The organism is Blautia obeum ATCC 29174 (assembly GCF_025147765.1).
In the GTDB taxonomy this organism is placed as follows: Bacteria; Bacillota; Clostridia; order Lachnospirales; family Lachnospiraceae; genus Blautia_A; species Blautia_A obeum.
Map to the genome: position 1 here is coordinate 3,027,134 of NZ_CP102265.1, position 25,572 is coordinate 3,052,705.

The following is a 25,572-nucleotide window of genomic DNA, read 5'->3' on the forward strand; positions in this document are numbered from 1 at the left end:
TAATCACATTATTTGTCAGGTCTTGTATTCAGGAAATTTTCTGTATACGCTTCCAGTACATGACGCAGTTTTTCTTCTGTTTCCGGTTCCAGCTTGCCTGTGGTACTGATCAGCTGCATTACTTCCAAACCGGCTGCATCTGCATCAAGGTAGGTATACAGTCCTGCTTCATATGCATTTACATCTTCCACTTTAACTTTTTCGAGGATGCCCTTGGTTACGGCATACAGGATCGCTACCTGTTTTTCTACCGGCACCGGAGCATTCTGGCTCTGTTTCAGAACTTCTACGATACGTGCACCCTGTTCCAGACGAGCCTTGGTATCCGCATCCAGATCTGAACCGAACTGGGCAAAACTCTGAAGTTCGCGGTACTGCGAATAGATCAGTTTCAGAGTTCCGGCTACTTTCTTCATAGCCTTGATCTGTGCATCTCCACCAACTCGTGATACAGAGATACCAGGGTTAACCGCCGGCATGATACCGGAGTGGAAAAGCTCTGTCTCAAGGAATATCTGTCCATCTGTAATGGAAATTACGTTTGTCGGGATATAAGCAGATACGTCACCCGCCTGTGTCTCAATGATCGGCAGTGCAGTAAGAGAACCACCACCATGCTCATCGTCAAGTTTCGCTGCTCGCTCGAGCAGTCTGGAGTGCAGATAAAAAACATCTCCAGGATATGCCTCACGTCCAGGTGGACGACGGATCAGAAGAGAAAGTGCACGGTAAGCAACCGCATGCTTACTCAGATCATCATAAATGATGAGTACGTCTTTTCCCTGGTTCATAAAGTACTCGCCCATTGCACAGCCTGCATAAGGTGCAATATACTGCATCGGGCTGGATTCCGAAGCCGTCGCAGCAACTACGATTGTATAGTTCATAGCACCGTTTCTGGTAAGATTCTCTACCAGAGATGCTACTGTTGAACGTTTCTGTCCGATTGCGACATAGATACAGAGAACATCTTTTCCCTTCTGGTTAATGATCGTATCTGTTGCAATGGTTGTCTTTCCTGTCTGACGGTCGCCGATGATCAGCTCACGCTGTCCACGACCGATCGGAATCATGGAGTCAATTGCCTTGATACCAGTCTGCAGAGGCTGGTATACGGAACGTCTCTCACAGATCCCAGGTGCCTTGGTCTCTACCGGGCGAAATTCTTTTGTGTCGATCGGACCTGCACCGTCAATCGGCTGTCCAAGAGCATTGACTACTCGTCCGATCATCGCTTCACCTACTGGTACAGACACGACCTTGCCTGTACGTTTTACAGTCTGACCTTCACCAATATTTTCATCGGAGCCAAATATTACGATAGAAACGCTGTTTTCTTCCAGGTTCTGCGCCATTCCGAAATTTCCGTCTTCAAATTCCAGCAGTTCACCCGCCATACAGTTTACGAGTCCACTGGCACGGGCAATACCATCACCGACCATAAGGATCGTTCCTGTTTCATTCTGCTGAATAGCATTTTCATAATATTTTATCTGGCTTCGGATGACTTTGGATATTTCTTCAGGTTTTAATTGCATGTGTCCATTCCATCCTTTAACATTTTATAGCTTTTGTAACTGTTCAGTACCTTCTCAGTTACTACCTGCTGAATAGTTACTAAATTTTACTTTTCATCAAACAACAACTTCATTCAGTTTCTTCGTGATATCTGAAATTCGTCCCTGTACGGTTCCATCAAGCTGTATGCCCTCCATTTCTACACGGAGTCCGGCAAGAACCGTCGGGTCTGTTTTCTGTGTGAGATGGATCTTTTTACCACTGATCTTCTCCAGTTTGATACGTAAAGCTTCCATCTGATCATCTTTGAGTTTCACTGCACTTGTGACCAGAGCTTCCACAATACCATGATCGGCATTATATCTACGTGTAAACTCCTCACAGCAGCCGGAAAACTCTCTCAGAATCTTCTTCTCGCATAAAAGTTTGAGAAAATTAAGGAGATACGGTTCTACCTGTCCACCAAAGGCTTCATCGAGAAGCTTTATTCTCTCTTCCTGCGGAATTGCCGGTTCTCCCAATAATTTCAGATATCCTGGATTTTCCCGAAAAATCTGTCTGATTTCATTCATCTGCTCCATGATCTGTCCATCGAGCTTTTCTTCAGTGGCAAGATCATAGAGACTGCCACCATAAACTCTGGCAGCCTGTGTCATGATGCCTCACCTACATTCTCAATAAAATCATTAATCAGTTTCGTATGATCCTCTTCGTTAATTTCGCGCTCGATTACCTTACCGGCGATCTCAACAGCCATACCTCCGATCTCACCTTTGATCTCGTTGACGGCTTTACGTCTTTCCTGTGCAATGTCTTTTTCTGCCTTTTCTTTCATGGCAGTTACCTGACTGGAAGCTTCCTTGAGCATTTCCTCACTCTGAACAGCTGCTGTTTTCTGAGCTGTCAGTACGATGTCATTTGCCTTTTCTTTTGCTTCCTGCATATTCTTTTCGTATTCGGCTTTCATAACCTCTGCCTCTTCTTTAGCCTTTACAGCGTCCTGAATCTCGGCATCGGCTTTGGCCCTGCGTTTTTCAAGCATTTCATTGACCGGCTTGAAAAGAAAACGTTTGATGAGATACACCTGAATAAAAAGGTTGCAAATCGTCGCTATAAAATTCCACGGCACAATTCCTACTAATTCCTGTACCTGCATGTTTGTAACCTCCTGTTGTCACTGTTCGCTTCATACTCTTCACGGCGAACAGATCCTGCTTTACTTTCCTGTCTCCTGCTGTCTGATTTTCCCTACTTAACCCAGGAAATTCATAAACATACCAGGTGCTACAAAAATAAGGAGCAGGCCGGTTACAAATCCATAAATACCAGTTGTCTCTGCGATAGCACAACCAAGAAGCATCGTAGATGTAACATCACCTTTGCATTCCGGCTGACGTCCGATTGCTTCCAGAGCACTTGCAACAGCATTACCTTCACCAATACCAGGGCCGATACCTGCGATCAGTGCACATCCTGCTCCAATTGCACAACCTGCTAATGCGATACCTTTTGCTAATAACTGAAAATCCATAGTAAAAACCTCCTGTAGTATGTTTGTTTTTCTAATCCTGCGGATTCCCCATATCCGCTGTTTTGTTACTCCTCTGCTGCATTTGCGATGTACATAACAGTCAGCATACAGAAAATAAATGCCTGCATAATTCCTGAGAACCAGTCAAAATATACAGATAAAATAGCCGGGATACCTACATCAAGAACAGGTATCTGTGACAATACATCACCCACAAGTCCCGGGATCAACCCCAGAAGTGCGGAACTTGCCACTGCCAGCGCCCCATAGATCAGACCATTGATAACGACACCAGAAAGAATGTTTCCGAAGTGACGGCACGCCATACTTACCGGTGTTGCCAGTTCAGAAAGAACATTAAATGGTGTCATGACCGGAATCGGCTGTGTAAATCCTTTGAGATATCCACCGAAACCACTGGTCTTGATCTTCTGCGCGGTGATCATGATAAATACCACGACTGCCCACGCTGCCTCTGTCGACAGGTCTGAAGTCGGACTTCGAAGTCCCACAAGACTGATCAGGTTCGATACCACACTTGTTGCAAAAAGTGCTGCAACGAACGGAATCATATATCTGAACTTCTCGCCCATATTGCCGACAACAAATTTGTTTGCCATCTCTACCAGCATTTCTGCCAAAGCCTGCCGTTTAGAGATGTTTTCTTCCTTGAGATCATGCGTCAGCCAGATACAGAATCCTGTAATCAGTATCATAACAATCCAGCTTACGACCATGGTCTCGCTGATTCTTAAAGGTCCCAGAACCGGCAGGTCAATGGGTAAAGTAAATAATATCTTCGCCCCATTAATATCCAGTTCCATACATTCATTCACCTCCCATCTATATCAGTTTTCCGTCTTATATTTTATTATGAAATATCCCCATGATCTTTATTCCCGTTCCCGGAAATAAAAGTGGAGCAATTCCTGCAACAAAATGGAAGCACGGTGCGACGATTGCCAGGATCACCCACAGGATCTGCATCAAAAAACGCTGTGAATAACTGGCTTTGAGTTTCATTCTTGCAGTTCCCTCGTCAGAAGCTGATGCAGCCTTCTGTACTGCCAGCCCCATCAGGAAAAAATTCAGAACTGCAACTGCTCCGCCTCCAATGCCTCCTAAAAATACTGTATAATCTAACGGCACCTTATCCGGCATTGTAAAATGAAGTACTGCAAAAAGAATCCACATCAGAATCAGACCAACTGCCGTGATCTTCACGACCCTTTTTGTTTCTTTCTTTACCGCCGGCTGCACATTATCCAATATACTGCTCATAATTCCATTCCTTTCGTAACTGTTCTGTATGATCACGCATATCTTCCAAAACAGTTACTTCCTTTCCATTATTCTGTCCTTCATGTAGATGTTTATGAATGTCTGTTAAAATATATTTTGTCTTTTTTATGTTTTTTCTTTTGCTGTTTATTGATCGACAAATAAAACTTGTATGCCACGGTTGCCGAACCACCCATTCCGAAGAAAAATCCCGGAATGTAGACCCAGACACCAACACCGGTCTTTGAAATAATGAACCAGCAGAGCGCCAGGCACAGAAGAAGCGGTGTTATAAATGACAGCCCAAGCTGCGAAAGCATTGTGACATTTCGCAGGATCTCTGACCACTGTTTCAATATCATTCTCCTTTTTCACTAATTTTTATCTATTATTTCCATTGCGCATAGTCAAATTTTAACACATTTGTTTATTTTTCACAACGCATTTGTACAATTTATTCAAATATTTTTGGTATTCTCAAAATCTTTTTGTTAGTATTATATCATTCTCGTCTTTTTACTGTCATGTAACAATAAAGAGGTTCTGTCCAAAATTCAAACAAAACCTCTTTTTTGTATAATAACTTTCTATTTTTTGTCTTTTGTGCTATGCTACTCAATGCTTAAATTTTGATACTCAAAATTCCAATATAAATATGGAGATGAATATTATGAAAACGCAAACCAAAACAACCCATATGGAGACGGGAAGTATTCCCAAACTCCTTGCACAGCTGGCAATTCCGGCAGTTGTGGCGCAGGTTATTAATCTGCTTTATAACATTGTAGACCGAATCTACATTGGTCATATTCCGGGAATCGGAGCCGCCGCGCTGACGGGTGTCGGACTTTTTACTCCGATTCTGATGCTTCTGAATGCCTTCGCCATGCTTGTTGGCTCTGGCGGTGCTCCACGTGCAGCCATTGCAATGGGAAAGAAGGACAATGATCTGGCCGAAAAGATCCTCGGAAACTGTTTTACTTTGTTGGTCGGTCTTGCAGTCGTGCTGACCATCGTATTTTATGTAAGTGCACCAACTCTGCTCAGACTCTTTGGTGCCAGTGATGTCACCTTAACTTATGCAACAGATTATGCCAGAATCTATATCCTCGGAAGCTTTTTTGTACTGATCGTACTGGGCATGAATACCTTCATTACAACTCAGGGATTTGCCAAGATCAGTATGATGACTACAATTATCGGTGCTGTTATCAACATTATCCTGGATCCGATCTTTATTTTTGCCCTTGGCATGGGCGTAAAAGGTGCCGCACTTGCCACTGTTCTCAGCCAGACCGTGGGTGCTGTATGGATTCTCCGCTTCCTGACCGGAAGGAAAACCATCCTCCGCCTGAAACGGAGCAACATGCATCTGGATCCTAAGGTATTTGGTCCGTGCCTTGCTCTTGGTATTTCTACCTTTGTTATGCTGTCAACGGAGAGCCTTCTGTCAATCAGTTTTACAAGCAGCCTTTCCAGATTTGGCGGTGACGTGGCCGTTGGAGCAATGACGATCATCACAAGTATCAGTCAGCTCGTTACCTTGCCGCTTCAGGGAATCTGTCAAGGCGGACAGCCGATCATCAGTTACAACTTTGGCGCAAACAAACCAGACCGTGTAAAGAAAGCATTCTTCACACAGTTCTGCACCTGCGTCATCTATACAACACTCTTCTGGCTTGTTGTAATGATTTTCCCGAAAGCATTTGCAACAATCTTTACTTCCGATAAGGAACTAGTAACATACTCTGCCTGGGCGCTCCGCATCTACATGGCCGGAATCTTCTCTCTTGGTTTCCAGGTAAGCTGCCAGCAGAGCTTTATGGCTCTCGGACAGGCAAAGGTCAGCCTGCTGCTTGCCTGCCTTCGTAAGATTGTCCTGCTGATACCTCTGATCTTTATCCTGCCGAATTTCTTCGACAATAAAGTATTTGCAGTATTCCTCGCAGAACCAGTCAGCGATATCATAGCTGCTGCGGTGACAACGATCACCTTCTTCACACTGTTTAATTCCATTCTGAAAAAAGAAAAGAGATAAAAGAACCCCGAGGCTTGCTGCCTCGGGGTTTGCTTGTTACAAAGCTTTTTATTTTTCAAATTTTATAATACATACATCCCATGCCGACAGGTAAATTTCATACTTCGTACTATCACCATTCCCAAGTACTACCTCAAAATCATCCGCCACCTCAACTCTTTGCTCTTCCCAGGAATAATTCAGATAGAAACGAAGTTTTTCGCCCTGTTCATTGACTCCCTCTCGCACGATCACCGGGAATTTTTCCGGCACTGCAGCATTTACACTAGCCTTAGCCAGAATCTTTATCAACAACTGCTGCAGGTAGCATTCTTCAAACATACATCCGATATACCAGGCATTTCCGCTTTCATAAGTATGATGCGTAACTGCGGCATACTTTTTCCAGTTTGGATGCTGATATGCAGAAATGATTTCTGCACCATCCGGAATCAGAAGTTCCATGAAAGTCTCTGCCTCTGGTTCACCACCTTCAAAACCTGTCAGAGTAACTTTTTCCGGGAATGTAAACTGCTGATAATACATCCCGAAGACTTCACTCAGAATATGTGGCTGTCTGTCAGAATATACCTTCACATTCTCGTTGGCAAATGCAGTCTTGAACGTCGCGATCAGTGTGCCTCCTTGCGCGGTATAATCTTTCAGACGTGTGAGAACTTTTTCATCTGCGGTGTACATAGCCGGAAGGATGATTGCCTGGTATTTCTCAATATTTTCGCTCTCTTCCCAGATAATGTCACACTCTATATTTATTTTATAAAGTGCATCGTAGATCCGGCGAACAACATCGTTGTATCCAATTCCACTGTTTCCTGCTGCAGTTGCTTCGATTCCAAACCATTTGAGTGCAGTCAGAGCCTCGTTGCTCACCATGATTGCAACTTTGTTATCCTTCTTCAAACCTGATAAAACAGGAGAAAGTTTCTTAAATTCATCACCTACGATACATGCCTCTCGGTATACAGCATTTTCTTCCATGTCATGGCTAAGAAGACCTTTCCAATAAGTCTCAAAGGAGTTATGGATTGAATGCCAGTGCCAGTACATCACGCCAAGCGCACCGGATGCCAGATGGCTGTATGCCTGCAGACGAAGCTGCCCATCATACGGTATCCAGCCCGGATAACCCTGTGCTTCTGTTTCCAGAACCAGATAGTTGTCATTTTTAAGACATCGGATCAGGTCTCCGCCAAAGGCAATTTCTGCACCGGTCAGATGATCCTGGGTCGGATGATAAATATCTGTTCCTGCCATAGTCAGGTGCTTTGCACATTTGAAATGGTTCACATCCGGCTGCACGCCGTAGGAATAACCTCTCCACTCAAAATCCAGATTGTGAGTGATAAACTGATCTTCTCTCTTATATTCGGAAACAATCGCTGCCTGCCAGCCAAGGAATTCTTCCACCAGACTTCTCTGGTATTTTTCAAACTCCGCACCCAGACTTCCATTGATCGTGCCACGCACATCCGGAAAATCTTCCCATGCATTGATGCGATTGCTCCAGTAATCCAGACCGAATTCGTGATTCATGGTGTCCAGATCATTATGAAATTTCTCGCGAAGGTATTTCACGAACCCAAGCTGTACATTCCTGCCTGCTGTTCCATAATATTTTGTTTCATTATCCAACTGAAATCCAATCACACACTTACGATGTGCAGAAACCTCCATCAGTTTACGGATTACTTTTTCTGCATGATAACGGTAAACCGGATGTGTAATGTCCATGTTCTGTCTTGTCCCATAAATGCCTCTTCCCCTGACCGTTTCTGCCAATACGTCAGGATATGCTTCTACCATCCAGGTCGGCACAGCGTAGGTCGGAGTCCCTATGATAACATTAATCCCTGCTTTTTCCATTGCATCCATCACACGGATCACATGAGAAAAATCAAAAACTCCTTCCTGAGGCTCGCAGGTACTCCATGTGGATTCTGCGATCCGCACCGTATTAATCCCGGCTTTTTGCATCATGGAAACATCCTTCGCAAGACGTTCATATGGCATGTATTCATCGTAGTAGGCTGCTCCGTAGAGTAATTCTTTCATAAACGCTACACTCCTTCTTCTGTTTTCCTTCATGCTTTTTATCTATATTTTATCATAGTTAATAGGTATTTGATATTCTTTTATTTCGAACGTATAATGCATTTTTACATTTGCATATATCTCTTGATTTATTCCCTCATACAGCTTTTTGCATTTTATGTATTATCCTGGTATCGCCATAACTTCCGGATAATTTTATCTATAATACGCTATCTGTTATAACAATCATTTTTACAACGAACATTTTTTATTTTTGAATTGATTAATCATCCCGTCTAAATTATACTTTGGATATGAATACACACAAAAGAAAGAGGAACACATAATGCCTACAGAAAACTATAAATTCCCGGCCGATTTTGTATGGGGTGCTGCAACCAGTTCTTATCAGATTGAGGGTGCCGTCAGTGAAGATGGCAAAGGCGAAGATATCTGGGACGTTTTTACAAAAGAGGACCATCGCATTTTTGAACATCATACAGGAGAAACAGCCTGTGATCATTACCACCGTTTCAAAGAAGACGTGAAACTGATGAAAGAAATTGGCCTTCATGCCTATCGCTTCTCCATCAACTGGAGTCGTGTTCTTCCGAACGGATATGGACAGGTAAATGAAAAAGGTATTGCCTTTTATAATGCCCTGATCAACGAACTTCTGGCAAACGATATCGAACCATATATAACTTTATATCACTGGGAACTTCCCTATGAATTATATAAAAGAGGAGGCTGGCTGAATCCGCAGATCGTAGACTGGTTCGGTGATTATGCACGTCTTATCGCAGAGCGTTTCAGTGACAGAGTAAAAAATTTCTTCATTTTGAACGAACCGCAATGCTTTGTCGGACTTGGATTTCTGACCGGCGAACATGCACCGGGAGTCCAGGCACCTCTCCGTGACACTTTCGAAATGGCGCATAATGCTCTTAAGGCACACGGCAAAGCTGTACAGATGCTTCGTGCTTATGGGAAACAAAAACTGTCGATTGGTTTCGCTCCAACTGCTTCCATGTGTTATCCGGAAACCGAAAGCGCAGAAGATATTGAAGCTGCAAGAAAAGCACTATTTTCTCTTCCAGATGATCCACACAACTGGACCTGGAATGTTTCCTGGTGGTCGGATCCTGTATTTTTTGGCAAATACCCAGAGGAAGGTCTGCAGAAATATGAAAAATATCTTCCCAAAATCACAGATGATGATATGAAGCTTATTTCTGAGCCGATTGATATCTATGGTCAGAATATCTACAATGGCCAGTGTATCCGCATGGGTAAAGATGGACATCCTGAATACGTCAGACGCTATGAAGGCTTTCCAAAAACAGCCATCGACTGGCCTGTAACACCGGAATGTCTGAACTGGGGACCACGTTTCCTGTATGAACGTTACAAAACTCCAATCTATATTACAGAGAACGGAATGTCCTGCCACGATGTTGTTTCTCTGGATGGCAAAGTGCATGATCCAAACAGAATTGATTTTCTCGCCAGATACCTTGATGAATTAAAAAAGGCCGCCACTGTTGCGGATATACGCGGTTATTTCCAGTGGTCCCTGATGGATAATTTCGAATGGTCCAAGGGATATTCCGAACGATTTGGTCTGATCTATATTGACTACCAGACACAGCAAAGAATCCTGAAAGATTCTGCTTACTGGTACAAAGATTATATAAAAAATAACGGAGAGTTCTGATTCTCCACTGAAAAAAAGCGCATCTCATACCACACCAGATATGAAATGCGCTTTTTATAAATATGTATATTACAAATATTGACTGAACTCTACTTTTTCTTTATTCGGTCCTTCAATTGTAAAGAACTTCACTCCATTCTCCCAGAACGGAAGAAAATGAACTGTATCCTGTGTACTGTTCAGCCCAGCCTGATTGATCATAGCATAAACTTTCTCAATGTCTTTTACATCGGTGTGGATATGCAGTTCACCTTTGTCAAACTCCGGCATGCTCAGAACACCAAGCATGGATTTCGCATTTACAATATATCGTCCACAACATATATATATAAGTTCTCTAAAAATCTATTGACAATTGCTACAATGTTATTTTGCTTTTTTTGTATACTATTACCAACTTCTCCCGCTCTCACACGAAAATAATCTCCTATAAAACGAAAAAAGAGCACTGCAAGGTCATCGAATAGATTTCTTCGCAATGCTCTTCCGCATTTTTTGTATAAAATTTTATCGTTATTTACTGTTTCCTGAAGTTATTTACCAGAGTGTTCCTGAAGAAGCTGCTCGATCTTGGAAACAAACAGGTCATTGGCATCATTCGGCGCTTTGATCTCCACTAACTCATTGCTCTATATATTTTGTGATGACAGATATTAAAATGCTCATATCAATCGGCTTTGCCACATGATCATCCATTCCAGCCTTCAAAGCAGCCTGTACATCCTCTGCAAATGCATTTGCTGTCATTGCAATAATAGGGATTTCCTTTCCGTCCGGACGATCCGGCAGATTTCTTATAGCTTTTGTCGTTTCATACCCATTCATTTCCGGCATCATGATGTCCATCAAAATCAGATCAAAAGTCCCCGGAACTGTATTGCAAAACTGTGTCAGGGCAGATTTACCATCAGTGGTTCTAGTTACAATCATCCCTTTTTCTTCCAACAAAGCTATTGCTATTTCTGCGTTTAAATCATTGTCCTCTGCCAAAAGAACATGTAAACCATGTAAATCAATATCTTTCCTTAACTTTTCTTTCTCTTCAGTTAGTACATGTTCTGCTATAAGTAGCGGGATTTCTACAGTAAATGCTGAGCCAACGCCCTGTCTGCTGCTGACTTCAATTTTCCCACCCATAAGATCTACATACTGTTTGGCAATCGCCATTCCCAGTCCGGTTCCCTTATAACTGGTTCTTGCCCCATTATTTTCCTGACTGAACTCATCAAATATTCTGGTCTGGAACTCCTCACTCATACCAATTCCGGTATCTGATATATGATAGCGTACGATTAAATGATGCTCATCCTTGCCCGGACAGTTTTCTGCTACAAATGAAATGGTACCTCCGTCTTTTGTAAATTTGACTGCATTGCTGATAATGTTGAGCAATACTTCCCTGATTCTGAGTTCATCTGCCATCACATAAGGATTTTTAAGTTCTTCTCTTGAAACAGAAAAATTAAGGTCACGGTTTTCCATATATCCCCTTGCGATCGACAAGACAGTATCTGTCATATCCCTGAGATCTACCAGTACCGGTTTATATTCCAGTTTACCGCTTTCGATGCGGCTGATATCCAGCACATCGTTAATGAGTGTCATCAGATATTCTGAACTCTGCCTGATCTTTTTCAGACAATCCTCCACTTCTTTGTCCGGTTTCCTCTTCATGGCAATATCTGTAAATCCAACAATTGCATTCATTGGTGTCCTGATATCATGGGACATATGGTTCAGGAAAGTTGTTTTTGCAATATTCGCTGCATTTGCATCCTGTGCTTCTTTCAATGCTTCCATCTGTTTTTTCCTGCTTACGGAAAGGGAATAAAGCAGAAGAAGTAATACAAAAATAATCACAAATGAAACTCCGATAACGAAACCGGCATACTCTGTAAGTACATCCTGCAAGGTCATTTTCTTTTCTGAAACAGAATTCTGTGCAAGGACAACGCCATTTAAAATATTGGAGGACTGATCGATTGCTTTATTGATAATGGTAGCTGCTCTTCTGTTTTCTCTCGTCGTAAACATCGCTAATTCCTGCCGTTTTGCCATTTCTGCAAATGACAGGCTTTTGGTCAGTGGACTTTCATTAAGAAGATTAATCTTCGAAGATGGAATAACAGTTGCTCCTACTTTTCCATTTGCTACTGCCTCCAGGCATTCTTCCTGTGTGCCATATTGTTTAATCTCTGCATCTGGAAAAAGAAGGGACACCATCAATTCAGAATACAATGATGTCTCTGTCACTGCAATCGTAGAGAGGCAGCTGCTATATTCTTTTCCTTTGTAAATAACAACTGGCGTAATATCAAAGATTGCATCTGTCAACACCACCTGAAACTGTTCCTGCATATAAAAATCCTGAATGATAGGACCGGCAATATTTATTTCACCAGATTGCAATGCCTCATTCATCTGTACTCCCGTGGAACAGGGAACCACCTTGATCGTAATTTCATATTTTTCCTGAACCGTATCCAGAACGGTTCCAAGGATTCCTGTCAGTTTCCCATTTTCTTCACCACAGAAAGGAAGATTATCCTTTAGATATCCCACACGGATTGTATTTTCATGTGCATCCAGCCATTGTTTTTCTTCCTTGTTGAGTGCATAATTTATGACCGCTTTTCCTTCATAACTGGCATACAGCTTGCTGCTGTAGTCCGTTTCTGTATTGTTGATTTCTTCCAGGGTAGCATTTAATTCCTTTAACAGATCCGGTCTGGATTTTGATACACCGAAATAGCAGTCACCTGCACCGATATTAGCAATGGCAATAAAATCGCTGTTGACAGACAGTGCCGGGATCACAAGTGCATCCAGTTCATCTGCATCCAGTTTTTCTATCATTTCATCATAGCCTTTACAGGCAACAACCTCTGCATGGATCTGATTGCTGTCCAGCCATTTTTCCAAAAGATCTTTCTGATAACTTCCATCTGCAACACCGATACGACAGCCATTCATCTGCTTCAGATCACCATCCGTAAGATCCGTATGATCTTCCCGGGTATAGATCCAATATTTTTCTGTCCCCTCAGCGTAGGTTGAAAAATCGATAGATTCCGCTCTTTCTGGTGTATAACTGACACTTCCAAGTATGTCTATTTTTCCATCTGCCAGCATATCCAGACACTCTTTAAATGAACCATAGACATATTCATACTTCCAGCCGGTTATATAAGAAATTTTCTGAAGATATTCATAGCCTGCTCCCTGCTTATGTTCCCCATAACTTCCTTCCTGAAAATTGGAATATGGAAAATAGCCAACTCTCACGGTTTTATTTTCTTCCTCTATTACCTGAGTTGTTTTCCCGTCACTTTTCATTTCCGACGCATAAACAAAAACCGGTACAAAAAGCAACATGATAAATGCAAAAATGCTCAAATAGAATCTTTTTTTCTTACCTTTTTTTCTTATCTGCTTTTCTATCTTTCTGTTCATTCAGTCCCTTTGTTTCCCTCATAATCATAAAATCTGTAAGCATCTCTTTTTGTACTTTGTCTGATATGATTAACTGTTTCATATTCCTCTATATTGCATAAAAAATATTATAACAAAATAGCATGCAATTGTCATCATTACTCAAGCTTTATGTCTATTATTTAATGGATATTTTTGTTTTTTACTCATATACAGAATCAAAAAACAGGTGCCTGCCTCTGGTTCTCACCAAAGACAGACACCTGTCATTTTATTTCAGACTATATATACTTTTTTAGATCTCAGCCAGTTTCAGCAGATCCGGAATCTTGGATTCCCAGCCAAGTGCCATGATATGTACACCCTGACAGTATGGCTTGCACTCTTTGATAATGCGCGCGGCGATCTCAACACCTGTGATACCTGCTTTTGTCTTTTCTTTGTCTGCTTTCAGTTCTTCGATCATTTCGTCCGGAACATGAATACCGGCAACGTTATTGTTCATGAATCTTACCATTCCAACTGACTTCGGAATGATGATACCAACCTGTACCGGTTTACCGAACTGTTTTGCTTTTTCCATGAATTTGATGAATTTCTCCGGCTCAAATACAGCCTGTGTCTGGAAGTAATCTGCACCTGCAGCAACTTTTCTTTCCATTTTTGCAAGCTGTGCATCAACAGAATCACTGCATGGAGATACTACAGCACCTTTGGAGAATTTCGGCGGTTCACCAACCAGTTCGTTTCCACCAAGGTCTACACCTGACTCCAGAAGTTTTACTGTATGAAGAAGAGATACGGAATCAAGGTCGAATACCGGTTTTGCCTGCGGATGGTCACCCATCTTTGTATGGTCACCTGTCAGGCAGAGAATGTTCTCAATACCAAACATTGCAGCACTTAAAAGATCAGATTCCAGAGCAATACGGTTTCTGTCACGGCATGCAAGCTGGAAGATCGGATCCATTCCTGCATCTTTAAGGACTTTACACATTGCAAGAGAGCCAAGACGCATAACAGAAGACTGGTTATCTGTTACGTTAACTGCATGGACATCTTTGAGATATGTTTTGGCTTCCTCTACCAGTTCATCTACATGAATTCCTTTCGGCGGTCCTACTTCTGCTGAAACTACAAATTCACCACGGTCGAATAATTCTTTCATTTTCATTGTACATTGCTCCAATCATTATAATATTATAATTTATCAGGCTTCGTAACTAAATAGTTACCAGACATTTTAATTATTTTACTTCATCATCTGTCGCAAAATTATGAATCTGTGTCGGGCATTTCAGTGCGTCAAGGCGTCCGATTTCTTTCAGGCGTCTGTAGATGCGTTCCCATCCACATTCCATCTCACTGTCTACTTCACATTTTCCATTCTTGGAACCACCGCACTGGCCGTTAACAAGGCTCTTTGAACATGCTGTGATCGGACAGATTCCACCTGTCAGGTTCAGATAACATTCGCCACACTGGTCACATTTGTACTCTAATGGTGTCACACCCTGGAAACCTGGTACCGGGTATGTATCACAGGCTGCGCAGACCATCTTGTCATCTAGGTATTCGGCAACTGTCTGTACACCAACACCACAGGAGAATACCAGAACCAGATCTGCTTCCTGGATCTTACTCATATGTTTCTTAAGGCGAAGTTCCAGATTTTCCGGATTACAAATGTAATCTGTTGTCATGATTCCTGTTACCGTTCCCTCAGCAGCAAGCTCTTTCTGAAGTTCAACAGCTTCTTTTTCCGGAAAACGAACTTCTTTACATCCGTGGCAGTTAATGATAAAAACTTTCTTTCCAGCTGTCAGTGATGTGATGGTTTCTTTTGCTTTTAACTGGGTAATCAACATATCACTTCATCCCCCTTACTGCATTTTTTCCGGCTTTGATACTGTTAATGATCGGAATCTTGGAAGAACAGATATACTGGCAGCATCTACACTCAACACAATCCATAACGTTCATGTCTTTCATGCCCTGCCAGTTCTCTTCTTTTGCATATTTCACGAAATACAGCGGAGAGAGTTCCATCGGACAGACATCTACGCAACGTCCGCATTTGATACATGGCTGCTCTTTTGTCTCATCTGTATCAATAGCGATGATACCGTTGGAGCCCTTCATCATAGGAACATCCAGCGTGTTCAGAGGGAATCCCATCATTGGTCCGCCCATCTTAACCAGTACATCATCATCTGTAAATCCACCGCAATAATCGATCAGATCTTTTACACTTGTACCAATCTTGATGATAAAGTTGCCAGGATTCTTGATCTTTTCACCTGTTATTGTTGTAACACGTTCGATCAAAGGCATGCCTTTCTGGATTGCATCGGAAATTGCCTTTACCGTACTGATATTATCTACGATAACTCCAACATCAGCCGGGAGACCGCCACTTGGAACCTTTCTGCCCATGACACGTTTAATGAGAGTTTTTTCAGCACCCTGTGGATATTTGGTCCGTGCAACAAAGACTTCCATATTTCCAATATCAGCAACTTTTTCTTTCATTAATTCGATAGCATCTGGTTTATTATCTTCGATAACGATGATACCCTTCTCGGCACCTGTCGTCTTGAGGATTGCTTTCAGACCAAAAATGATATCATCTGCGAACTCAAGAAGAACCTTGTGGTCTGCTGTTAAATATGGTTCACATTCGCATCCATTGAGAAGAATCGTATCAACTGGTTTGGCTGGTTTCAGTTTGACACAGGTTGGGAAACCTGCACCACCCATACCAACGATTCCTGCTTCTTTTACAATGTCAATGATTTCATCTGGAGTCAGTTCATCTAATGATTTATGTGGCTGTACGGATTCATGCAGAGTATTTTTTCCATCCGATTCAATAACAACAGCCATTACTTCACTGCCTCTTGTACCATGCATACGAGGTTCAACGGCAACTACAGTTCCGCTTACACTGGAGTGTACCGGAGCACTGATGAATCCGGCAGCTTCACCAATCTTCTGACCAACTTTTACGGTATCGCCAACCTGAACGATCGGGTTAGCCGGAGCTCCCAGATGCTGTGACATGGAAATTACAACAGTCTTCGGATCCGGGAATTTCTTCAGATCAACATGTTCACTGAATTCCTTGTGTTCTGATGGATGAACACCGCCGTAATATCCGTTCAGTCTGTCTTCTCTGATAGATTTCACATAGTCATTGATGACCTTGAAATTAACTTTGGAGAAATCACGAACCTGTACCGGCTGATTGAGAAATTCTTCCAGACGTCCCTGTTTTGCCAGTCTCTGATAGATTTTTTCCCATGCACAATCCTTGTTCGGATCCACTTCGCATTTTCCGTTCTTTGCTCCGCCGCACTGTCCATTTACAAGACTTTTTGAACAGTCAACGATAGGACAGACGCCTCCGGTAATGTTCAGATAGCACTGTGCACAAGCATCACAGCTCTTCTTTGTAAGTGCCATACCATGATGGCCTCTGTAGTTAAGGGTATTGCTTGCGGCAATGACCGGTTTGCCAGCCAGATCCGCAACAGTCTGAATACCAAGACCACAGGAAATTACTACTACATTCTCTGTACCTTCTGGAATCAGATCCTGTAATTTTCTTTCTGTGTGCATTTTATTGCATAAGAAATCAAACTTTGCACTGCCCGTGACGTTTTTTCCCTGCTCCGCAGCAAATTTCAGGAACTCTCCGCAATCTGGTTCGTCAACAGTTTCAAACTCTTTGAAACACTTGTTGCAGGCAATCACAAACAGGTTGTCCCTGCCGTTCAGCACTGATGTAAGTTCATCACTGCTTTTCAGCTTGTACTTAGTATAGTTTTCCAATTGCTCACCTTCCTTATGAAATATTTGAACCTGTATACTTATCGCCTTTTATCCTTCTTTTCCTCCTCTGCACTGTTAAGAAAAAAACAATAAAAATCTGATAATCTGGTTCTATAATTACTGTCTATATAAATGTAGCACAAAGCACTCATTTTATCCAGATATTATTGTATATTTTTATCAAAAAGATTGGCTTTTTTTATAAATTTTAATTTCTACAGGCCCCAAAATCTTGTTATTTTCTAAACATTATCGTTATTTTTTTACCAGAAGCGTAAACTGCTTGTTACTGTTTTTTCTTGTTCTTATACTATTTACTATTGGATTTGTGTTATACTTTATTATATTTATTGATAAGATGTGGGAGGGAATCGTGACTATGCAAAATCCAGTTTCTGATGAAAGATATTCTGTAGCGGATGAAGCTATTCTGGGTGCTTTTTTTAAACTTGTAAAGAAAAAAACTACTGACCAGATCACTGTATCCGATATCACAAAAACAGCCGGTATCGCGAGAAGCACTTTTTATAATCATTATCAGGACATCCCCTCTCTTGTATCTGCTGTTGAAGAAAAGACGATCCATGATGTTTTCTCCATAATGGAAAAATTTCATCCTGAAAATGACCACGATATCTGTCAGTCCTATTTTCTGACGATCTGCCGTTATACAATGGAAAATCCTTTTCTTTCCAGTCTTCTGAGTACGCCTCATGGAAATGATCTCTTTGAAAAAATGCTGACTATGCTTCATCACTATGTCACCGCTACTACCTCCAGTGCCAGACCCGGCAGGCATACAAAAGAGGAAATATCTTACGTGATCACCTGTGCGATCGGCAGTACGATCGGTGTCCTTCACAAATGGACAAGGGATAATTTTGATCTTGCACCAGAAGTCATTGCAGGGATTCTGACGCAGATTTTCCTGTCTGGCATGCTGCCTCTTTTATCCTGAATGCCCTGCATATAAACAGACATAATAAAAACCCGTCTGAGAAATTCACTCAAACGGGTTTTTATTATGCCTGTGGCTCGTCGATCAGGACATCCTGTCTCCTGATTTTCTTTGTCGTGCTGCGTATAAACGGATTTTTCCGGATCACCAGGCCTGTAATACGACGATAGGTCGGCTGATTTTTATTGTATTCATCCAGAAATTCCTGAAGCTGTGAACGAATCATCTCCGTATCCAGTGCCTTTGCCTCCACAACTGCCTGTTCCGGATAAATTCGGGCTGTAAGACCATTGTCCTCACCTGTTACAATAACCTCACCCACAAGCGGATTCAATGCAAGCTTGTTCTCGATTTCCTCAGGAGATATATTTTCTCCATTGGAGAGAATGATCAGATTTTTTACACGGCCATTAATAAAGAGGTATCCATCTTCATCCATATAACCCTTGTCGCCAGTATGCAGCCAGCCATCTTTCAGTGTTTCAGCTGTCTCGTCCGGCATCTGATAATACCCTTTCATAACACTTGTGCCTTTTACCAGAATCTCACCGTTTTCAAATCTTATCTCCACATTCTCAAGTGGTCTTCCAATAGAACCCGGCTTATGATTTTCCGGTGTATTATTACTGATAACAGGAGAACATTCTGACATGCCATATCCTTCCAGAATCTGAACACCATACTCTGCAAAACGGTCAATATAGTACGGATCCAGATGTGCGCCACCGGTAAAAATCGTCTGCAGTTTTCCACCGAAAACTTTTTCTGCAAGAACTACCTTCGGGATTTGTGGATCAGCTGCTGACAGTCTCTTATAAATTGTTTCAATCATCATCGGAACCATGAGCATGATATCGGGTTTAAAAATACTCATATTTCTGACCATATGAAGCAGAGAGTCATTAATACAGATAGTTGCTCCCTGAGAGAAACCTTTCAGCCAATCCATGACAAGACAGAATGCATGATGGATTGGAAGTACACTGAGCATGGCAGTTCCGGGTTCTGCTGAAATCTTAACTGCCTCAACATTGGATGCCAGATTATTCTGTGTCAGCATAACCCCTTTGCTCTTTCCTGTCGTTCCGGAAGTAAAGATAATCGTCGCAATATCTTCTGCTGCCGGACAGGAAGCATCTGCCGATGCACTAATTCCCGTGTTTCTCAGCTCATTGATACTGTATACACCTGAAGGTACATCCTCCACCTCTTCCTGGAGCATCCATACTTTCTGGAGTTTCGGACAGTTTGCAAGGAACGCTTCCAGATATGGTCTGTGTTTCGGACTTAAGAAGAGTGCTTCGGAATCGGATCGGTTTATCAGATTGATCAGTTCTTCACATGGGAGTGCTGCATCCAGCGGCACCGCTGTAGTACATCCTGTAATAATTCCCAGATAACTTTCGATCCATTCTACAGAGCTGGTTCCGATCAATGCAATATGCTTTCCCGCAAAGTCTTCTGCAAGAAGTCCTTTTCTGATGGAAATCACGTTTCTCAACATTTCGCTGTAACTTCTCTCCAGAACTTCTTTCCTGTTAAGCCATTTTACTGCTTTGACTTCGCCAAATTTCTGTACACTTTCTTCTAATATCTCCCTGATCAGCATGTCTTTCTCCTCCTTCACTTTTCTGCGGACAACAGCTTCATTCTTACTGAAGCTCCTCCAGAAGCTTAAGCGCCTCCTCAAGAGTTGTAATTTGGGTCACTTCGGTTTCCTCAAGTTCAATGTCAAAGGTATCCTCAAGCTCTCCCAGAAAAGACATGAAATCCAGAGAAGTAAATCCCAGATCTTCACGGAATCTCATTTCACCCGTCATCTCTTCCGGTTTCACTTTGCTGTACTGCGCTACAATATTTTTAAATTCCATTTCCTGATTCATCTCATATCCTCCTGTTATTTTTGATTTCTATACCTGTTCCATAATCTCGCCGATGCTCATATCCGGCTCTGCGATCCCCTTAAAAAGAATACGCATCATATAATAATAAAGCAGTTCCATGTCATGCTCTTCCAGATGAGCAGTCTGATAATGATAGGAGAAGTTCATGCCACCATCCTCAGTATGCGATACGGTCAGATACATTTTTTTGGTTGCGGCACCGTTTGCAAACCATTTGGCATGCTGGCGTATGGTTCCAAGCATTTCATTCTCCACCTTCACCGGCATTGGCTGATAGGTCAGATAGCAGCTTTCATAACTGGTATGCTCCGGTGTATGATATCTTTTTCTCATCTCATCCACAATAAATGCCGGATCATAATTGCTGTGCATATAAATTCGATTCTGCATATTCTGGATTTCATAAGCTGCCGAAAGAAAATCTGTTTCCGGTGAGATCACTGTTCTGCACGGGAACATAATGGTTCGACTTCCTCCAGAAGTCCATTCTTCATGGGTAGAACGTCTGGATATAAAATTCTGGATCGTAATATCTTCCTGTCCATTATTTACTTTTGACAGATAAGTACGAATACCAAGCAGAAGCAGATTCGTCATAGAGAGCTGATGATTCATACAGAAATCCATCAGGTTCTGTGTTGCATAAGGTTCCAGATGATAATCCTTTACTGCAACAAACAGCTCCTTCATCTCAATATCAGAAGCACGAAGTTTCGGATTTCCATGACGTTTTCTTGCTTCCTCTAATACGGCTGGTCCCTGTATATCAGAATATAACGGCTCGCCCAATGCATCCAGCTGGTCATCCCAGAATTTTTTGTCTTTTGCAAAACGCTTTTCATTGCCCGCTTTTGCCAGATCTTTTTTCAGGACTGTTTCAAAATCTACCAGCTCCTGCGGGCAGGCTGTTCCATATCTGTAATGCGTATATAATTGGAACAGGTCTTCAATCATAACTACAAGCCCACAGGAATCGATCAGTCTGTGATCCATATGTAAAAAGAAACCATTGTATCCTTCCGGAAGCTTCAGCATAATAAATTCACACATCGGGATATTATCTCCGTCAAATGTTTCATAAGCCCACTGCTGCATCAGCTCATCTGCCTTTGCCAGACTTTCCATTCCCGACAGATCCTTCAGCTCAATATCTCGCGAATCCTGCTTCTCTATATACTGTTTTACATTTCCATCTTTATCCGGCTTTGTAAAACGGACTCTGGTACAGCCTGAACGCTCTGTTTCCATCTGAATACATTTTTTTAATAATCCAAAATCCAGTTCTGCCTGTACAGAAGCCACAACACTTACGCCAGATACCTGCTGTGTACCATAATCCATGATCCAGTTATGATGCATCTTCTGAGCTGCCGTCAAAGGATAATAATTTCTCATATAATAGATAACCTCCATTGTCCCGGTTTTCCTCTTTATCCGAGACAGAAAACATTGTATATATGCTTCAGGTGCAAAAATATCATACCTTCGCAGGAAATACCAGTACCCCAAAGACTTAATGAACACTTTACAAAAAATTGACCGGGACTTATCATGCATTTAACATAACAGATTAAAGGTATTTTTCCTGTTATGTACTATGTCTGATAAATCCCGGTCAGGATTTTTTATCTCAGTTTAATCGTATTTTTCAAAGAATTCCATCATCTTGTGCTGATACAGTTCCGGATCTACATAAGCGCAGCACAGGTGCCGTGCTCCCGGTATGATCACCAGTTCCTTCTCTGCCCTGCAGAGCATATAATTCTGAAAAGAGTTATTTGGATACACATAGGTGTCCTTCTCTCCATGGAAAAAGAGAACCGGTCTTGTATTTTTTTTCATGGCTTCGGCAGTGTCTGCATCTTTCATATGAAATCCTGCCAGAAGAGAACAGAACCAGTCCAGTTCTATCAGAAGCAGTGGGATATGATGCAGGTGGAACCAGTTAGCTGCCATATCTCGCATCTGTCCTTCCATAGACTGAAAACCGCAGTCCGCGATCAGGCCTTTTACCTCCGCCGGGAGCATATGTCCTGATGCCATCAGTACAGCAGCTGCCCCCATGGACTGTCCGTACAGATAAATCGGAAGCTTCTCTTTGTTTCGTTCAGATACATAGACTGCCCATTGCTGTACATCCCATTGTTCCTTTGCTCCAAAGGTGATATATTTTCCCTCGCTGTCACCGCAGCAGCGATGTTCTATAAACAGGACATCACACTGATGCTCATGCAGATATTTTGCCATAAATGACAATGTGCCAAACCGGCTGCCGCGATATCCATGGCTTAATATAACAATCCGTTTTGCATCTTCTGCCGGCAGATATAATGCATGCAGTTTTAATCCGTCAATGCTTTTAATATAACAGTCCTGCATCTTCTGTTCAAGACACCAGGCCTTACTCTCATTATATACTCTTGCATAACCATTCCTGGGATGATTTTCCCTGATATGAGATAGTTCAAACCATTTCTTTCTTTCCTTTTTGTGCTCTCCTCTTTTGCAGCAGACTACCATGTTAAAAAAACGCCATCCCACCTCCAGTAATCCCAGAAAGACTGCCAGCAGTATTGCAAACGGCTTAATTAATTTTTTCTTCATCACGATTTCCCCACAGTCCACATTTTAGAATAAGAATTCTGCCTATACGGCTCAAATCACATCGGACAGCTTCTTCGCTCCTCTTTGTCCATGTCTCCTCTGACATAACGAGCATTGAATTCCATATTGATATCGCGGATTTCTCTTTTTCCCTCGATATAATCCTGGTACATCTCCGCAAGACCTGACATGCATCCGTCACAATCTGCTGAAATATTACCCAGTGATTCCTCTACGATCTTTTTACGCTCCTCAACTGTTGTGTCTTTGATCAAATATCCTAACATTTTATTCCCTCACTTTGCTTTCATCATTTTAACTATATATTACTACAAATACAGGAATCATCAAATTGTTTTGATAGAATTATTATAAGCAACCGCTGATTGCTGCACCAGTTGCGGCCTCTTCTTTGCACTCTGATAAAGTCAGTTTCATCCCGAACATTTTCTCAGCTATCTCACAAAGCACTTTGTTTTTTCTGAGCCCATTACCAGATCCGATCATCTGAACAATCTTTATCTCCGTGCCTTTTTCAATCTGAACAAACATATCATAAAGCTCCCGGATCATGCCTTCCAGTACACCATATGTCAGGAATTCCGGTGTAAAATTATCTGATGAAATATTTCTGATTTCCCCACGGAGCCCTGAATCTGTTCTGGTTCCATCAAAAGTTGTCTGCACTTTCATACTACTACTTGAGGCGTCCATTCCTTTTTCTGCAAGTCTTCCCAATATTTCATACAATGGTATATCCTGTCCGGTTGCCTCCTTCATAAATGACCTGAAAAAATTCTCAAGCAATGCATATGCTTTACCACCACACAGGGAGGCTCCAACCAGAAGATATTTTCCCCCAAGAAATGGACGCGCTTCGATTCCCTCCGTCTCAAAATACTGATCTGTCAGAACTGAAATCTGTCCTCCTGTTCCCATATTCACCAGTAATGTATTATTTTCGCTGCCTGCTGCCCCCAGAAAGCTGGCCTGATTATCACCGATTGCTACTGTTACCGGAATATCCTTATACATTCCCAGCACTTCCATATCTTCACAAATTTCCGGCAGTCTTATAGTGTCCATTCTAATTTTATTCAACCAGTCCATTTCAAAACACTTTTTCTGCACATCAAAAAATCCAAAACTGGCAGCATTGCTGACGTGTACGAGTGGATGGGTTCTCTTTGTCAGACACATTCCAAGATAATCCATGATTGTACAGAATGTATTCGCCTCTATCGGAACCAGATGATGTTTTTCATTATATAAATGTGTGATAAGTCCATAACCAGAAGCAGCCTTGTACTGACATTTCTCTTCGATCTCTTTTAAGAGACTTTTTCCTGTTTTATCATCACAGATATTCCCACGTCCATCCTGCCATGTATACAGTGGACTTACACTTCTCCCCTCAGCATTCAGATAGACAATTCCATGCATCTGTCCGGTCAGACCAATATTGTGTGCATCCGGATATTTATCAATAAACTCATCGACGACTACCTTTGCCTTTTGGATAATCTTTTCTGCATCCTGGATTCGTTCCCACTCATTAGAAGTTCTAATAAAACTTCCATTTTGTATTGTCTTTGCCTCTATTACAGTTGAATGTCTTCTTTCATCAACTTCAACAACCACTCCGCTGATCGTAGTTGTTCCAATATCAATTCCAATCGCTTTCATCCCTGAAATTATCCTCCACTGAAAACTTAATTTCTTAATAAAAAATGCTTATATTACTTAATATTATAACGCGTTTCTGCCAAAAGGAAAACATTTCGCGCACAGCTGCTAATGAAATACACGTAGCTGTTAATGAAAAAAATTATTGACAGGCGTCCTTGCATTTGTTATAGTTGGAAAAACTTAACACAAACTTACGTGAGGGAGTAGTTTGCACGAATGTGTGATTTGTCAACATACTGGTACCTGTACCTGGCAAATCTTAATGAATGAGACTCATGTATGCAATATCACATACAGACATTTGTCTGTATTGTTTTGTTGCATACGTGAGTTTTTTGTATGCTTACATACTTTCAGAAAAGAAAAGGAGATTATTATGGCAATTTTTATTGAATTATTTCTGCTGGGTGTCGGACTTTCCATGGATGCCTTTGCAGTTTCAGTCTGTAAGGGCCTCGGAATGAGAAAACTTAACAAAAAACAGGCCGTTATTATCGGATTGTATTTTGGAGGATTTCAGGCACTTATGCCGCTCATCGGCTGGCTTCTTGGCAGCCAGTTCCAGAAGTACATCACCAGCATTGACCACTGGATCGCATTTATCCTTCTTGGTTTCATCGGCGGCAAAATGATAATTGAAGCCGTCCGTGAATGGAATGAAGAAGAAATCGTCGAAGTCACAGATGCTCCGATTGATCACAAAAACATGCTTGTTCTTGCTGTTGCAACAAGCATCGACGCGCTCGCAGTCGGCATCACGTTTGCTTTTCTTAATACTCCGATCATTGAAGCAATTAGTATTATTGGTATCACAACCTTTGTACTCTCTATCATCGGAGTTATCGTTGGCAACTTCTTCGGAAGCAAATATAAAAGCAAAGCAGAATTTATCGGTGGTCTGATCCTGGTTCTTCTGGGCGTCAAAATTCTTCTGGAACATCTCGGAATTCTTGCTTTTTAGCATAAATATACCCCATATATCACCTTGTGGTATATGGGGCATATTTTTTTCTAAAAGCACATTGACTTTTAATG

General features: G+C 41.8%; 23 protein-coding genes. 4 read left to right on the forward strand and 19 right to left on the reverse strand.

The features are described 5' to 3' along the window. Positions 1 to 8: 8 nt before the first annotated feature. The 7 genes from atpA to NQ503_RS14630 all read right to left on the reverse strand — a co-directional run bounded on the left by atpA (position 9) and on the right by NQ503_RS14630 (position 4,692). A complete protein-coding gene (atpA, locus tag NQ503_RS14600; RefSeq protein WP_005428174.1) occupies positions 9 to 1,538 on the reverse strand; it encodes a F0F1 ATP synthase subunit alpha in 1,530 nt (509 codons plus the stop codon). A 96-nt stretch (positions 1,539 to 1,634) separates the two neighbouring features. Further along, positions 1,635 to 2,174, reverse strand: coding sequence for an ATP synthase F1 subunit delta (atpH, locus tag NQ503_RS14605; RefSeq protein ID WP_005428175.1), 540 nt, complete (start codon positions 2,172 to 2,174; stop codon positions 1,635 to 1,637). Beyond that, positions 2,171 to 2,674 carry a F0F1 ATP synthase subunit B gene (atpF, locus tag NQ503_RS14610; RefSeq protein WP_005428179.1) on the reverse strand — a complete coding sequence of 168 codons (504 nt, stop codon included), beginning with the start codon at positions 2,672 to 2,674 and terminating at the stop codon, positions 2,171 to 2,173. The genes atpH and atpF overlap by 4 nt, the downstream gene beginning before the upstream one ends. Before the next feature lie 96 nt (positions 2,675 to 2,770). Continuing rightward, entirely contained in the window at positions 2,771 to 3,049 is a 279-nt protein-coding gene (atpE, locus tag NQ503_RS14615; RefSeq protein ID WP_005428180.1) for an ATP synthase F0 subunit C, read from the reverse strand. A gap of 65 nt (positions 3,050 to 3,114) precedes the next feature. Further along, complete coding sequence (locus NQ503_RS14620) at positions 3,115 to 3,873, reverse strand: F0F1 ATP synthase subunit A (protein ID WP_005428181.1); 759 nt, start codon at positions 3,871 to 3,873, stop codon at positions 3,115 to 3,117. Positions 3,874 to 3,910: 37 nt separating this feature from the next. Further along, a complete protein-coding gene (locus NQ503_RS14625; RefSeq protein ID WP_005428182.1) occupies positions 3,911 to 4,330 on the reverse strand; it encodes a hypothetical protein in 420 nt (139 codons plus the stop codon). A gap of 92 nt (positions 4,331 to 4,422) precedes the next feature. Then, positions 4,423 to 4,692: an AtpZ/AtpI family protein gene (locus NQ503_RS14630; RefSeq protein ID WP_005428184.1), complete on the reverse strand. Its 270-nt coding sequence runs from the start codon at positions 4,690 to 4,692 to the stop codon at positions 4,423 to 4,425. Positions 4,693 to 5,000: 308 nt separating this feature from the next. Here NQ503_RS14630 and NQ503_RS14635 point away from each other — a divergent pair, with 308 nt between their 5' ends. After that, complete coding sequence (locus NQ503_RS14635; protein ID WP_044926256.1) at positions 5,001 to 6,368, forward strand: MATE family efflux transporter; 1,368 nt, start codon at positions 5,001 to 5,003, stop codon at positions 6,366 to 6,368. Positions 6,369 to 6,416: 48 nt separating this feature from the next. Here the strand turns inward: NQ503_RS14635 and NQ503_RS14640 are convergent, their stop codons facing one another. Next, positions 6,417 to 8,420, reverse strand: coding sequence for a beta-galactosidase (locus tag NQ503_RS14640; RefSeq protein ID WP_044926259.1), 2,004 nt, complete (start codon positions 8,418 to 8,420; stop codon positions 6,417 to 6,419). A 325-nt stretch (positions 8,421 to 8,745) separates the two neighbouring features. Between NQ503_RS14640 and NQ503_RS14645 the strand changes: the two genes are divergently transcribed. After that, positions 8,746 to 10,116 carry a GH1 family beta-glucosidase gene (locus NQ503_RS14645; protein WP_005428189.1) on the forward strand — a complete coding sequence of 457 codons (1,371 nt, stop codon included), beginning with the start codon at positions 8,746 to 8,748 and terminating at the stop codon, positions 10,114 to 10,116. Between the two features lie 69 nt (positions 10,117 to 10,185). Here NQ503_RS14645 and NQ503_RS14650 read toward each other — a convergent pair whose 3' ends face one another. From NQ503_RS14650 to rsxC, 5 genes are all read right to left on the reverse strand, one after another. After that, positions 10,186 to 10,386: a hypothetical protein gene (locus tag NQ503_RS14650; RefSeq protein WP_233435634.1), complete on the reverse strand. Its 201-nt coding sequence runs from the start codon at positions 10,384 to 10,386 to the stop codon at positions 10,186 to 10,188. A gap of 351 nt (positions 10,387 to 10,737) precedes the next feature. Next, a complete protein-coding gene (locus tag NQ503_RS14655; RefSeq protein WP_044926262.1) occupies positions 10,738 to 13,569 on the reverse strand; it encodes an ATP-binding protein in 2,832 nt (943 codons plus the stop codon). Positions 13,570 to 13,843: 274 nt separating this feature from the next. Next, the gene (locus tag NQ503_RS14660) at positions 13,844 to 14,722 is read right to left on the reverse strand and encodes a methylenetetrahydrofolate reductase (RefSeq protein ID WP_005428196.1); all 879 of its coding nucleotides are present in this window, start codon (positions 14,720 to 14,722) and stop codon (positions 13,844 to 13,846) included. A 73-nt stretch (positions 14,723 to 14,795) separates the two neighbouring features. Further along, the gene (locus NQ503_RS14665) at positions 14,796 to 15,416 is read right to left on the reverse strand and encodes a methylenetetrahydrofolate reductase C-terminal domain-containing protein (RefSeq protein ID WP_005428198.1); all 621 of its coding nucleotides are present in this window, start codon (positions 15,414 to 15,416) and stop codon (positions 14,796 to 14,798) included. A gap of 1 nt (position 15,417) precedes the next feature. Continuing rightward, the gene (rsxC, locus tag NQ503_RS14670) at positions 15,418 to 17,382 is read right to left on the reverse strand and encodes an electron transport complex subunit RsxC (RefSeq protein ID WP_022388057.1); all 1,965 of its coding nucleotides are present in this window, start codon (positions 17,380 to 17,382) and stop codon (positions 15,418 to 15,420) included. 379 nt (positions 17,383 to 17,761) lie between these two features. On the opposite strand from rsxC, the gene NQ503_RS14675 reads away from it, so the two are divergent. Further along, entirely contained in the window at positions 17,762 to 18,340 is a 579-nt protein-coding gene (locus NQ503_RS14675) for a TetR/AcrR family transcriptional regulator (RefSeq protein ID WP_022388056.1), read from the forward strand. A 64-nt stretch (positions 18,341 to 18,404) separates the two neighbouring features. Here the strand turns inward: NQ503_RS14675 and NQ503_RS14680 are convergent, their stop codons facing one another. The 6 genes from NQ503_RS14680 to NQ503_RS14705 form a co-directional block, all read right to left on the reverse strand. Then, positions 18,405 to 19,949 carry an AMP-dependent synthetase/ligase gene (locus NQ503_RS14680; protein WP_005428210.1) on the reverse strand — a complete coding sequence of 515 codons (1,545 nt, stop codon included), beginning with the start codon at positions 19,947 to 19,949 and terminating at the stop codon, positions 18,405 to 18,407. Between the two features lie 43 nt (positions 19,950 to 19,992). Then, positions 19,993 to 20,223, reverse strand: coding sequence for an acyl carrier protein (locus NQ503_RS14685; protein ID WP_005428211.1), 231 nt, complete (start codon positions 20,221 to 20,223; stop codon positions 19,993 to 19,995). A gap of 27 nt (positions 20,224 to 20,250) precedes the next feature. Further along, positions 20,251 to 21,639, reverse strand: a complete 1,389-nt coding sequence (locus NQ503_RS14690) for a condensation domain-containing protein (protein ID WP_055065940.1) — start codon at positions 21,637 to 21,639, stop codon at positions 20,251 to 20,253. A gap of 240 nt (positions 21,640 to 21,879) precedes the next feature. Next, a complete protein-coding gene (locus NQ503_RS14695; RefSeq protein WP_005428219.1) occupies positions 21,880 to 22,848 on the reverse strand; it encodes an alpha/beta hydrolase in 969 nt (322 codons plus the stop codon). Positions 22,849 to 22,904: 56 nt separating this feature from the next. Next, positions 22,905 to 23,135: a hypothetical protein gene (locus NQ503_RS14700; protein ID WP_005428221.1), complete on the reverse strand. Its 231-nt coding sequence runs from the start codon at positions 23,133 to 23,135 to the stop codon at positions 22,905 to 22,907. A gap of 82 nt (positions 23,136 to 23,217) precedes the next feature. Then, complete coding sequence (locus tag NQ503_RS14705; protein ID WP_259892688.1) at positions 23,218 to 24,534, reverse strand: sedoheptulokinase; 1,317 nt, start codon at positions 24,532 to 24,534, stop codon at positions 23,218 to 23,220. A gap of 379 nt (positions 24,535 to 24,913) precedes the next feature. Between NQ503_RS14705 and NQ503_RS14710 the strand changes: the two genes are divergently transcribed. Then, positions 24,914 to 25,498 carry a manganese efflux pump MntP gene (locus NQ503_RS14710; protein WP_005428226.1) on the forward strand — a complete coding sequence of 195 codons (585 nt, stop codon included), beginning with the start codon at positions 24,914 to 24,916 and terminating at the stop codon, positions 25,496 to 25,498. Positions 25,499 to 25,572 lie beyond the last annotated feature (74 nt).